The sequence below is a fragment of the Pseudonocardia sp. ICBG1293 genome (assembly GCF_020131355.1).
GTDB lineage: Bacteria > Actinomycetota > Actinomycetes > Mycobacteriales > Pseudonocardiaceae > Pseudonocardia.
Genome location: NZ_JAHLEL010000001.1, coordinates 47,287 through 59,749 on the forward strand (window position 1 = coordinate 47,287; position 12,463 = coordinate 59,749).

Consider the following 12,463-nt stretch of genomic DNA (forward strand, 5'->3'; position numbering starts at 1 on the left):
GGCGTCGATGTTGACCCCGCAGCCGGAGTCCCTGGTCCGTGAGCCCACGCAGACCGCCACGGCGACCCCTCCCGCTGTCGATGCGGAGGACTCCGTGGCGATGAAGTACCTGTCGGCCCGGGTCCCGAAGTCTCTACGTGACGAGCTGCAGCACCAGGCGATCCGGGAGGACCGCCCCGTCGCACAGCTCGTCCAGGACGCTGTTCGGCTCTATCTGGACCAGACGGCTTCGAGCTAGTGCGTACGTGCACAACCGCACTCGTGTGAGTGCGCACAGGTGCGCATGATCTCGGATCTTTGGCTGAGACGAGCTGTCCACCGGTCTTTCGGTGTGCTCCGGAAAGGTTCACCTGATGAGCTGGTGCGCGTACGTCGATGAGTCGGAGCCGGATCCCCGGTTCGGGCCAGGGGCGTATGTGCTCGCGGCTGCGCTGATCGACCAGGTTGATCAGGAAGCGGCCCGGGTGACGATGGCTGCGCTGCGCCTCAGGGGACAACGCAAGCTGCATTGGCACGACGAAGACGCCCCGCGGCGCAAGCTACTGACGGACACGATCGCCGGCCTTCCCGTGCTCCATCTCATCGTGGTCACGGTTGACGTGCACGCGAGGTCAGAGCGACGTCGTCGGCTCTGTCTGGCCAGGTTGCTTCCTGAGCTGGATCAGCACGGGGTGCGTGAGGTCTACATCGAGGCCCGTGAGACCAAGCAGAACGGCCGCGACTTGCAGATCCTGGCTGCGATGCGGGCGCGGCGTGAGGTCGGCTCCGAGCTGCGGGTCTATCACCAGCCGGGGCCTCAGGACCCGCTGTTGTGGGTCCCCGACGTGGTAGCGGGAGCGGTAGGTGCACAACGCGCAGGCGAACCCGCGTACCTAGAGCGTTTCGCCAGCCTGACGACGTTCTACGACGCCTGATTCGGCGTCGCAGGTCTGTATATGGCGCGAGCCCGAGACCCCGTCGTCCGGCGGGAACTTCTCGGGCTCACTTCCAGTACTCCGCAGAGCACTGGCTACGAACTAGATGATGCCAGCATCGAAGCGGCGCCGCAAACAAGCCGGGCACCTCGGCCGCAGAATCGTGCACGAGCACACGAGCACACGAGTGCGCTTGTGCACTCCGCAGTTGGTGTCGGTGGGGGCCGCTACCGTCGGTGCAGGCTCGTAGGTGGAGGTGGTGGGCATGGGGCGGATCGGAGAGACCCGGGTGCAGCCCGGGCGGTTGTTCGCCCCTGAGGATCGGGGGAGCGGTCCACCGGCCGATGCCCTGGACGTGCAGTTCCGGGCGCCGCAGTCGTTCTCCCTGTTCGTCGACGATCTGTTCAAGGCCGGCCGGGAGGAAGACGGGCGCGCCTGCTTCGCGCTGTACGAGCAGGTCATGGACCGCACCACGGCACAGCTGCAGCTGATGGGCGGATACGTCGTCGACGAACAAGGCATTTCACTTCCAGCACGTCTGGATCTCACGGCCTACGGCGAGAGCACTGTGCCGGGGTTCAGCATGATCCGGATCCACCACCACCTATACGTCGGCCGGACCGCCGTGAGTCTGCGAGACGGTCGACGACTACCTGTCGACTCGCCTCGACTCCGTCGGGTCGCTAGAGCTGCTAGCGCGATCGCCGTCGACGCTGTTCGAGAGCTAACTGAGCAGCGCTTTGGATGCCGGTGGGGCCCGCCGCCGGATGGGTACGCCTTCGAGATCCTGGACCCGCCGGTCTACAGGCGGATCATGAGTCATCAGAACGCGACGATCTGGGATGCCGCGTTGGGCGTATGCCCGTCTCCGTGGGGGCCACGCACGACCTGGGAGCAGCCCAGCCGCGATGCTCTCGACATGATGGCCGCCGACGCCGCGCTCATCGCGCGCAACAGCACTTCCCGCCCGCCCCGGTAACTTAAGACTGCACGAGTGCACTCCTGTGTTTGTGCACTCGTGCACTTGCTCCCTCGCATAGGTCCGTTCATGCCGGAACGCTCGCAGCGGGACTGATAGATTCCAGGTCAGCGCGGTACCGCGGGTGCTGAGCGAGTCGCGAGGCCGTGTGACCTGGGGCAGACCGGGAGCACGGCCTTACGCATTTTCGTGAGACTGTCCAGCCAGCAAAGGCCTCACGAGCGCCTGCGCTAGAGACGCCAAGATCTTCCTATACGGGCCGGACACCGTGGGTAGGAGTCAGTAGCCCAGGCTCGGGCCGTCCATCTCCTGAGCCTGTTCCTGAACCTGGTGATGGGGTCGCTCGTACCCGCGGTTGCGCTGCTGACGGGCGGTCTCTGCGGCAGCCTGCTGACGGCTGGCCTCCCGGCCGGAGTCCTCGCCGCGGCGGAACGCACCTGCCTCAGCCGCTTCCTGCCAGACGGCTCGCAACCTGTCCATCTCTGCGGCTAGCGTCGAACCCTGCTCGTGCCCGTCGACGCGCTGGCGTGCCGGGACGGCGTCTGGCCGCTGCGTGGTGTCCTGCTGGCCCTCGCTCGTGTGCTCGGGAGCGGCATCGACGGTCCGCGGACTCGCGGTGTCCACCCCGGCGCGGGTGGCGTCGCGGTTGCGGCGGGCCAGTTCCTCGGCCGCGAGTCGGGCGTCGTCGGCGGCGTCGCGGTTGGCCTCGGCCCACTTCGCGCGCTCGGCATAGCCGGTCTCGAGTACAGCGGCCCGCTGCTGGTGCCATCCCATCATCCGCTGCGCCTGGTCGCGCTCGTCGACCATCTGAGCCACTTCATGGTGGCGAGGGTGGTCGGCCGCTGCGGCGGCCTCGATCTCACCGGACAGCAGCCGGTGGCGGGTGCGGTACTCATGCGTCGCGCGGTGGGCGTCGGCGAGCTTGTCCGCGACCCACTCCGGAGCCGCGGCCTGCTCGCGTTCCCACCGCTCCGTGCGCGCGTAGAGCTGCCCGTCGGTCAGGGCCCGGTGGTCCACGACGGCGTCCTGGTCGCCGAGCGCGGTCCGCGCGTCGGTCCAGAGAGCGCGCTGAAGCGGGTGCTCCCTCGACGGGGCCGCCCCGATCGACTCCTGGTTGTCGGGGATGCGGTGCAGCTCCCGGTACGCGGCGACCGCTCCGGCGCGCCGCTGCCAGTCCGTGTGTGCGGCGACATCGGCGGGGTCGGGGACCTCGCCGAGTCCGGAGATCGCCCACGCGGTCGGCTCGGCGGCGAGCTGGCGGCCCAGGCGCGCCTGCCGATCGGTCGCGGCCGCGGCCAGCTCGGCGACGAACCGGCCGGCCTCGGTGCCATCCGGTGCCGGGACTCGGGTGGTCCAGTTCGCCGGGTCCACGGCCCTCTCAGGTTCACGCAGTCCGGTCAGGTTCCGCAGCCGCCACCGCAGTACGTCCGGGACGCTGTCGGCGGTGTCCAGGCCCCGTACCCCGGCCGCCTCCGCCAGCAGCACAGTCGGGTCGTGCCCGGCCAGCTCGGCCTCTCGTGTGGCCGCTAGCAGCCGCCCGTATCCGGCCCGGTCCTGCTCGGCGGCCGCCATGCGCTCCGGACCGAGGATCTCTGCCAGCACCAGGTTGTAGCGGTGGTGTGCGTGGTCCTGGGCGGCGACGTCGAGGGTCGCGGCGGCCATCGCGAAGCTGCCGGAGTCCCGCAACCCGGCGCGCAGGGTCTCGGTGGCGGTGCGCTGCGCCCCGCTGGTGGCCAGGATCGCCACGGCCCGCTCCCGCGCGGACTCAACCAGCCGCTCGGGAGCATGCTCGTCAGGGGCCCGCTCGGTGACCAGGTGCGCGATGTTGCGGGCTCGGCCACGGCTCATCGCGACGTAGAACGCCTCGCGGCTGGCGTCGCGGTCCACCACCGGGTAACTGGCGTCCACGGTGACGCCCTGGGCGGCGTGCACGGTAACCGCGTAGGCGAGGGTGACGTGCTCACGCACGTACTGCGGCAGCAGGTGCGCGGTCGCGCCGTCCTCGTCACGGACCAGCAGCGCCCCGGACTCGGTGTGGCGTCCGATCACGGTGTAGAGCGCCCGGTTCGTCACCGGGTCGGGCTCCCCGGCTGCACCGGGTCGCTGGTCGACCCGCGCCCGGTAGTCGTTCATCCGAGCCTGCACCCGGTCCCCGACACTCACATCCTGACCACCGGCCAGCTGCGCGACCGGCTGCGCTTCGACCCGGCCCAGCTCGATCAGTCGTTCACGGATGTTCGTAGACAAGGTTGAAGCGTCGGCGTTGCTTCCCACGATCAGCAGCGCGTCGTCTCCGGCGAGGGTGTCTGCGAGGTAGGACTCCATCGCGGCGTCCTGCATCTCCTCGACCGTGCCGGTGCGCAACCGGCCCCGGTCGGCGTAGGCGTCCACCGCCGCGACGTTGCCGATCCGCAGACCCAGGCTGGCTTCGCGCTCCCACTCCTGCGTGAACCGGTGCACCTCCCGCAGCTCGTGCGCGCCGTGCTCGGCGATCAGGTGCGCGAACAGTCCGCCGGCCCCGACCGCATCGAGCTGGTACGGGTCCCCGGTCATGACGACCTTCGCCCCGGCAGCCGCGGCCAGTTCCACGATCCGATCCAGGTCCTGCGTCGAGGACATCCCGGCCTCGTCGACCATCACCAGGTCACCGGCCTGCAGCCGGTCCCGCACCTGACCGGTCTCATTCGGGGTGAACGCCTGCAAGAACCGGGCCGTGTTGATCGCTTCGAGCCCGTCCCCGGCAAGGTTCTGCGTCGCGATCTGCGACGTCGCCACTCCGAGCACCCGCCCACCGGTGAACTCACCCCACACCCGGGCAAGCTCACCGACCGTGCGGGACTTCCCGGCCCCGGCCGGACCCACGAGACAGTCGCCGACGCGGCCGGACTCGACGACCCCGACCACCGCGGCCACCTGGTCCGCGGACAGGCCCGCCCCGTCCAGCCGTGCCCGCAGCGCAACCACGTCCGCCGCCGCGGTGTCCGGGGTCCGCGCGGCGGCCATCCGGGCGGCCACACGCTGCTCCGTGGCCAGGTGCGCGGCGGTCGCGTAGCGCTCCCCGTTCGCCCGCCGGTAGATCGACGCACCATCCGCCCGCCGGAACCCCTCCGGCACCTCAACGGGGTCCGGTGCGGACACCTTCACAACCTCGACCGTCCGCAGTGCGTCCCGGATCAGTTCCTCCAACCGGGCGGGTCGCTCGGCCACAGACACGCCCAGCGCGGCCGCGTCACCGAGGCGCTTGTCCAGCGCGGCCGCGAGGTTCCCGAACGTCCACACCGCGTACTGCGCCTGCACGTCTTCCACCGCGGCCGCCATCACCTCCCGCAGCTGCACCGCGGACACTCTGTCCGGAGTGATGGGCTGCCCGGCCACGGCGGCCGTGGCCGCCCGGCCGTCCCCGTCCGCCCGGTGTCCGGCTGCTTCGACCTCGGCCACCATCGCGGCCAGCCGAGCTGTCCGCGGCTCGCTCCATCCAGCCACCGCAGAGGGGCCGGCCTCGGGCCCCTTGGCCTTGCGGGTCTCGTAGACGGCCATGTCGGTGATCCGCTTCATTGCCGCCGCGTCCGGCTCCTGGCCGTGCCGCTCTCGGTAGAGCGCCACGCGCTCGGCAACCAGCTCGGTCACCTGACCGCGCCGGGTCGACGCCTCGGCCATCAGCTCGACATCGACACCGACGATCTCGCGGGCCACTCCGTCCGGGCGCAGCTCGAACCTCGCACCGGACGCGGTCGTGACCTCCTGCTCCAACGCCCGGACGTACGCGGCGTCGATGGCCTCTTTGTAGGCCCGGAACGCGGCCCCGTCCAGTGCCCCGATCTTCCCATCAGCGGTCACCGTGCGGTTGAGCAGAGCCGCGTGGGTGTGCGTCTGGGGCTCGTTCTCCCGGCTGGTCGAGTGCCGCCACAATGTCCATACCGTTCCGGTACCGGCTTCGTGGCGCCCGATCGACTCGTTCCCGGTTACCGACCGCCCATGCCATCCCGTCCGTGTGAAAGCAATCCGCGACTCCGCGTACTCGATCGCGATACCGACTGCACGGTCATGCGCAGCGGAAACCGCATCCGCCATCTCAACGTTTCCCGTAGCCCTAAGCGCTGCCTCGTAAACCGACACCGACTTCGGCGCACTGAACGTGAAATCGTAATAGGCAACGGGACGCCGACCATCCGTAGCTGCCTGGTTGCGCAGCTCCCGCTCACGCTCCGGCGACACCTCGCCGGACTCCTTCGCGACCAGCGCGTCGTATCGCTCCTGCTCAGTCTTGTACTTCGCAGGCCGGCGACCCAGATAGACCGGCGTCTCCTCGGTCGACTCCGGTCGACGGAGCTGCCCGAAAACCGCCCGAACGTCATCCGGATTCACAGAGTCCCCGTCGCGGAAATCTAGGCCCATTGCCTCCATACCCGACCCGGCCCAGCGCCCGACGGCCTCGCCGTGCTCCACCGCTGCGGTGTAGTACCCCGGCCCCTGCTGCCCGGCAGCCGCCTCGTGAGCGTGCTCGCGGCAGCCCGACCCGCGGAGCAGGTACTCGACCGCTCCGGAGCCGATGGCGGTGATGCGCAGCACGAGCCCATCGTACCGGAGCCGACCAAGATCATAACACTGTGCATAGGTGTGTGTTGATGATCGAAAAGTGGCTGAGTGCAGGTGCTGATGTTGGGTTGTGGTTGAGCGTGCAACGGACAGCTGGGTGTCGGTGGCGGCTCGTATGGTGCGCCTGTGGCGACATCGAGAGACAGGCGTCGCGGCAGCGGCGCGCGACGGTCGAAGGACACGACGCCGGGGCGTCGCGGTGCAGGACGCTGGTTCCACGGCGGGACGCCAGGGCTGCGCCCGGGGGCGCGCCTGGTCAGCGCTACGGCGCTCGGCATCGCCTACACCTACGCGATGGCGGGGGCGGAGTACTCGCCGGACTGGGTGTACGTCACGGCTGACGAGGGCTCCGCCCGTGCCTACGCGAGCCGCTACGTGGATCCGTTCGGCCGCACGATTCCGGGAGACGTCTACGAAGTGCGGCCGGAAGTCGACCGGCCGGACCCGGATTACCGCCACTTCCCCAAGACATTCCGGCGGTGCCGGTCGGCAGTGGTGACCCGCGTAATCGCGACCGGGGTCGTTCTCACACCGGAGGAATGCGCCCGTCTCGAACGGAGCTACCAGGTGTGGGGCGATCCGGACAGCCCTGTGTGGGACGAGAACGGGATCATCAATCCGTCACCGCAGATGACGGAGAACGGGGCCACCCGGGAATGGACGGAAATGCTCCGGCCCTCGTTGCCGATCACCGACATCGACGGCGCCGGGAAACTCTCGTGTGCCTCCGGTCGGCGGCTGGCCGGGACCGGCAGGGACCCCGCCGACGTCCTGGTGGAGGTGGTGACCGCGCTCGATCGCGACTGCCAGATCACCCGGACCGGGTTCGGGCGGTACTGCTGCACCGTCTGCGGGGCCACTCCCCACGACGAAGCCGCAGCCGCGCGCCATCAGCTCGGGGACCGCGCCGTCGAGCTACTCACCTGCGTGCACGACCTCGCCTCAGAACCACTGGGTTCGCTCGCGGCCGCAGCCGCCCGTCGGTCCCCGGACCGGTGGGACTGGCTCCCCCGATAGCACCCGCCGGTCCCTTGGCTCAGCTTCAACGGGGCGTCAGATCCTGACCGCCGAACCCCACCAGCGTCACCGGGAGCGGCGGCCGCGCCGCAGGATCGGCCGGTACCGCCTCAGCCGAGTTCGGACCGTGCATCGCAGTCCAGGGAGTCCGGTACTGCACCGCGTGCTCCCCCTGACCGTCGGCGGGGTGCCAGGTCGACACCGACACCACCAGCGCCCCGCAACTGCTGCACGCCCCGATCGCAGCCGACATGCGCTCCCCGCGGCGCAACGGTCCGTCGAGGTGGCCCCACTCGGCCGGTTCCAGGGCAAGACGGGTCTCCTCGGGCGCCACGGCGACCGGTCCGGAACCGACCAAGCCGTGGACGTGCGCCCGGGGTGGGTGCAGGTGCTCATCGCGTGCTCCTCGTCCTGGCCTCCGTCGAACGGGGCGGGGGCGGGAAGGCCGCTCCCCAGCGTTCGTGGGCCGACTGGCGGGTCAGGCCGGCCGCGTCACCGATCACTGTCCAGGACGCCCCGGCAGCCCGGGCCCGGCCGACCGCGGTGTCCAGCTCCTCGCGGATCTCAGCCAACCGAACCGCGGCATCGTGCACCGCAAGCCCCGGCAGCGCCTCGCCCAGGTGCGTACGCCACTGTCCCTGCGCACCCTCGCCCTCCTCGGGGCCCTCCACCGACTCCGGGGCGACACTGGCTGAACTCGGATAGAGCGCGACCTGCTCGGCGTAGCAGGAGTCCGTGGCCACCACCTCCGCGCGGGACCAGAACCTCTCCCCGCGCCAACCGCAGACACACGCGGCGCGCCAGCCCACGAACCGACTGTTGGTCAGATCGTCGTGGATCCCGGTGACCGTGTCGCCATCGAGGACTACGGCGGCGTAGCCCTCGTGTTCGTAGGCCGGTCCGTAACCAGTGTCCCAGGTCCACCCCATACTGTCAGGATACCCTGACGATCTCCCCTGTCAGGGTATCCTGACGCTAGCTTTAGCTAGCATGAGCAAGCGACCCAACAAGGCTCGATCGAACATAATATTGATTATCGGCTCGCCCGACCTGCCGAAACGCGACCCGGAGCCGTTACTAGTGTTGCGGTAACTAGGTTACTTTACTCACGGGCTGGTTTACGGGATCATGAGCTGTGCCGTTGACTGTGACCGTGGACGTTCCGGCCGCCGACCGCGAGGTGCTGGAGTCCTGGCTGCGTTCCTCGTCGGTTTCGGCGGGACTGGCCCGACGGGGCAGGATCGTGTTGCTGGCCGCGGACGGGGTGGCGGTCAAGGACATCGTCACACTGGTCGGGGCGTCGAAGGCGACGGTGATCGGGTGGAAGAAGCGTTACGCCGCTGAGGGGATCGCCGGGCTGGCCGACCGGCCCAAGGCGGGCCGGCCGCCGGTGATCGACGAGGTCGCGGTCGTGCTCGCCACGCTGGAACCGCCGCCTGAGCGGCTCGGAGTCACGCACTGGTCGTCACGGCTGCTCGGTGCCGAGCTCGGGATCTCCCACGTGTGGATCGGCAAGATTTGGCGGCGGTGGGGGCTGCAGCCGTGGAAGTCCGAGACGTTCAAGTTCTCCACCGATCCCGAGCTCGAAGCCAAGGTCCGCGACATCGTCGGGTTGTATCTGAACCCGCCGGACAAGGCCGTCGTGCTCTGCGTCGACGAGAAATCCCAGGTCCAGGCCCTGGACCGGACAGCGCCGATCCTGCCGATCATGCCCGGTATCCCGGAGAAACGGACGCATGACTACGTCCGTCACGGCACCACCACGCTGTTCGCGGCGTTAGAGGTCGCGACCGGGCGGGTCGAGCAGGCGTGCCTGCCGCGGCATCGCCATCAGGAGTTCCTGCGGTTCCTCAAGCAGGTCGCGAAGGCCTACCCGCGGCGCAAGCTGCACCTGGTGGTGGACAACTACGCGACCCACAAGCACCCCGCAGTGAAGGCCTGGCTGGCCCGCAACCCGCGGATCACCCTGCACTTCACCCGACCTCGGGATCGTGGCTGAACATGGTCGAGGTCTTTTTCGGGGTCATCACCCGCCAGGCCATTCGCCGTGGCAGCTTCGGCAGCGTCAGAGAACTGATCGGCGCGATCGGCCGGTTCATCGACGGCTGGAACGAACGCTGCCACCCGTTCATCTGGACCAAACCCGCAGACCACCTACTCAACCACTGCCGACCCGGTCAAAGAACATCGTTTACGCGACACTAGCCCTGCAAGCGCCCGAAATGTCTGATAATGCAGAGCCTGGGAACTTTTATCCAGTGCTGAAGTGATGCGCAGCCCACCGCAGTATACTGCTTCTGCATACTTCGCGACGATAACTCTGTGTCTAAATTCCAAAGAGGTCGAAGGCCGCATAGGTCAGCAGGTCTAGGGGTGGTGCGAGAACTTGCCGAGGAACTACGACCCAGATCTTCTTGATTCTGCGGAACTAGAACACACACCATAACTGCGAAAAGGGAGATCCCGCAAAGTACGCACATGCAGCATCGCTCGATTGAAAGGCGTCTAATAGATCCGCCGCGCCCCACGATCCGAGCAGGGTCCCGATCGACCCTGCTAGCGTAACGGCGCCCAGCGCAACTCCGGCACGACCGAGCGAACCTACTTGACGATCTCTTGGTCCAGAGTGGGCCAATCAACAGCTCAGCGAAAGTCATGGGCAGAATATAGGCCAGCAGGGCACCCCACCCACTGAACGGGATCAATACGGCGTACGCGACCGCAAAAGATCCAAAACCGACGATCAGCAGCACTCTCCGGACGTCCGGGAGAACACGTGCTGCAGCAATGTGTACTGAAAGAGTACGCAAAGTATGCCATTAATGGTGAAGAGAGCAGACGCGGCCGCGATGGTGCCGGTCAACTCTCGAGCCAACAGTGGCAGCATTACACTGATTGGCTGTAGAACCAAACATAGTAGAAAGCAGCAGCAAGGGCGCCCAATAGCGAATCGCAGATCGCCATGAGGTCGTTTCCTGCTCGGCCTCCTTCGGCTCGGCTGCCTTCCTCGTGTCATCGCGAAGAAGTTGGGCGCAGTGAGGCGACGGGAGAAGAGCAGCGTGACAAACAGGTGTGATGCGATGCAGGCGCATAGGATGACAGTAAAACCGACCGGATAGACCGCGGCGCCGAGCGCGGGGCCGGCGACGACTCCTGTATTCAAGAATGTTGCCGTAGCGCTAGCACTCTCTGCTACTCGTACCACTGCCGGACGAGCTCGATCTGATTGCGAGGGTAAGCAGGGAACCCCCCCACCCCGACACAAACCACGCCGACCACTAGGGCTGGCACACTCGGGTCGTCATTCGGCTCACTCAGCGCACTGATGAGGACGAGGTATCCAGCGATCCGTCCCGTAAGCCCGCGGCGAGCACGAAACGCAGCCGAGTACGGTCGACGATCCACCCGATCATACTAGGGAGAAAGCCTGGCTCGAGAATGCCAATAAACCGGCGACGAGCCCCACCGTCGCCGTCGTGAGCCCCGCTGAATCCAGCCTCAGCGCGAGCAGCGGTACGAACATAAATGTGGTGGCTCCGGTCATGAGCACCACGACGAGCAGCAGGCGCGCCAGGGGCGAAGCCTCACGCCATTGACTCACTGCCCACGCGCCTGTCCCGCATCGATTCCGATGCTGCTGGTGAAGGCGGGTGTGCCGATCACCTGCTGTCGTCCCGGTCGATCTCGCGTCCGTCGCCGCGCTCCAACATCGACCGCAGGCCGTCCTGCCGTCGCGCAAACTCCTCTTGGTCGGTAGGAGACTCTCCCGTCGCGGACATCGCGAGGCCCTCCAGACGTTCGATCCGCGCGCCACGAGAGAGCTTGGCCGTGTATGAGGACATCCCGAGATGCACCGCCTGCAGGGACTGCTGCATCGCAAGGTGGACGGTTGAATAGATGCAAAGGTTGAAGTACTCGAAGTTGCGGCCGATTCGCGCATAGTCGAATCCTGCCTGTCGGACGTAGAGTGTGTTGCCCCACGCGAAGCAGATGACGACGCCGACGGCGCGCTCGCCGTCCTCGAGGAGAAGCACATGGCTGTGGTCGTCGGCAGCCTCGGCGAGCTTCGTCATGTACTGCCGGCGAGCCGTAACGGAGGAAGCGTGGTCGCCGTACTTGCTCTGCAACTGCGTGCACAACACGGCGGCTACATCCACACATCGCTTAAACCCCGTCGCGACAACGTGTATCCGGCACCTTCGAAGATTCTTTGTTCACGCCGCATCTCCCGCCGCTGACGGCCACCGAGCGCGTCGATGTACTCGGCGAGGGTCGCGTGTTCGATGTCGATGACGCAGTTCGCACCTGTCGTGAAGAAGGCGTCATCATGAACACCGAGCGCACGAAGCTGCGCTCTTCCCACCGGGTTGAGGTGCAGCGCAGTAAGGGGCACGCGCGAAGTCCCCGGCCCATGGCCCGCTGCATCAAGGAGCATTGAGAGGACGGCCTCGGCCGTGACGGCGTCGAGTGCGCGGTCGATCGCGAACTCTGTCGAGTAAACGGCTTGGGCGCCGACCCACGCGGCCGGTGACCACTCATCGCGAGCGAAGCGAGCGTGCGATCGGCTGAGGAATGTTTCATAGAGGTGATATGGGCCGGGTGACTCCCCGTAGACGGGAAGCACACCGACCAAGCTTCGATGGAGACCGTAACGGCAGCACAAGTAGCGGACGTTACCGCCGCGGGCGTACTCGACAGCAAGGAGCCAGGGGCGCGCGACGTAGAAAGAACGGCCGCGGGTCAGGACCTCATACTCGGGCTCCGCGATGTCGCTGATGCTGTCGACCGTCTCGACGATGAGCTGGTTGGGGTGATTCGCCCGGCCACGGGTCGCGTCAGGTTCGGAATGATGGGCGTCAGGGCATCGTGGGCTCCGTCGGTCGAGACGTCGAGGACGCCAGCACTGCGTGCGGGGTCGATGGTTCCGGTAGGCAGTCCAATCAGGCGAACGCGACGA

9 protein-coding genes and 1 pseudogene are annotated in these 12,463 nt (G+C 67.5%); 5 read left to right on the forward strand and 5 right to left on the reverse strand.

All coding sequences use genetic code 11. The features are described from left to right. Positions 1 to 7: 7 nt before the first annotated feature. From KPF47_RS00215 to KPF47_RS00225, 3 genes are all read left to right on the forward strand, one after another. Positions 8 to 238 (forward strand): ribbon-helix-helix domain-containing protein, encoded by a 231-nt coding sequence (locus KPF47_RS00215; RefSeq protein ID WP_224386158.1) that lies wholly within the window; start codon positions 8 to 10, stop codon positions 236 to 238. 115 nt (positions 239 to 353) lie between these two features. Beyond that, positions 354 to 914 (forward strand): hypothetical protein, encoded by a 561-nt coding sequence (locus KPF47_RS00220; RefSeq protein WP_224386159.1) that lies wholly within the window; start codon positions 354 to 356, stop codon positions 912 to 914. A 250-nt stretch (positions 915 to 1,164) separates the two neighbouring features. Further along, complete coding sequence (locus KPF47_RS00225; protein WP_224386160.1) at positions 1,165 to 1,893, forward strand: hypothetical protein; 729 nt, start codon at positions 1,165 to 1,167, stop codon at positions 1,891 to 1,893. 279 nt (positions 1,894 to 2,172) lie between these two features. On the opposite strand, the gene mobF is transcribed toward KPF47_RS00225, so the two are convergent. Continuing rightward, on the reverse strand, positions 2,173 to 6,462 hold the full coding sequence (gene mobF / locus KPF47_RS00230; RefSeq protein WP_224386161.1) for a MobF family relaxase: 4,290 nt from the start codon (positions 6,460 to 6,462) through the stop codon (positions 2,173 to 2,175). A 321-nt stretch (positions 6,463 to 6,783) separates the two neighbouring features. Between mobF and KPF47_RS00235 the strand changes: the two genes are divergently transcribed. Next, positions 6,784 to 7,506 carry a hypothetical protein gene (locus KPF47_RS00235; RefSeq protein ID WP_224386162.1) on the forward strand — a complete coding sequence of 241 codons (723 nt, stop codon included), beginning with the start codon at positions 6,784 to 6,786 and terminating at the stop codon, positions 7,504 to 7,506. Positions 7,507 to 7,531: 25 nt separating this feature from the next. Here the strand turns inward: KPF47_RS00235 and KPF47_RS00240 are convergent, their stop codons facing one another. Together KPF47_RS00240 and KPF47_RS00245 are read right to left on the reverse strand one after the other, a co-directional pair. Further along, positions 7,532 to 7,840 (reverse strand): hypothetical protein, encoded by a 309-nt coding sequence (locus tag KPF47_RS00240; RefSeq protein WP_224386187.1) that lies wholly within the window; start codon positions 7,838 to 7,840, stop codon positions 7,532 to 7,534. 58 nt (positions 7,841 to 7,898) lie between these two features. Further along, entirely contained in the window at positions 7,899 to 8,435 is a 537-nt protein-coding gene (locus KPF47_RS00245; RefSeq protein WP_224386164.1) for a hypothetical protein, read from the reverse strand. A gap of 212 nt (positions 8,436 to 8,647) precedes the next feature. Between KPF47_RS00245 and KPF47_RS00250 the strand changes: the two are divergent. Beyond that, positions 8,648 to 9,711, forward strand: a pseudogene (locus KPF47_RS00250) (IS630 family transposase). Between the two features lie 1,454 nt (positions 9,712 to 11,165). Here KPF47_RS00250 and KPF47_RS00255 read toward each other — a convergent pair. Together KPF47_RS00255 and KPF47_RS00260 are read right to left on the reverse strand one after the other, a co-directional pair. Further along, positions 11,166 to 11,663 (reverse strand): GNAT family N-acetyltransferase, encoded by a 498-nt coding sequence (locus KPF47_RS00255; RefSeq protein ID WP_308015276.1) that lies wholly within the window; start codon positions 11,661 to 11,663, stop codon positions 11,166 to 11,168. After that, on the reverse strand, positions 11,654 to 12,463 hold an 810-nt coding region (locus KPF47_RS00260; RefSeq protein WP_224386188.1), incomplete at its 5' end, for a hypothetical protein. The genes KPF47_RS00260 and KPF47_RS00255, both read right to left, overlap by 10 nt.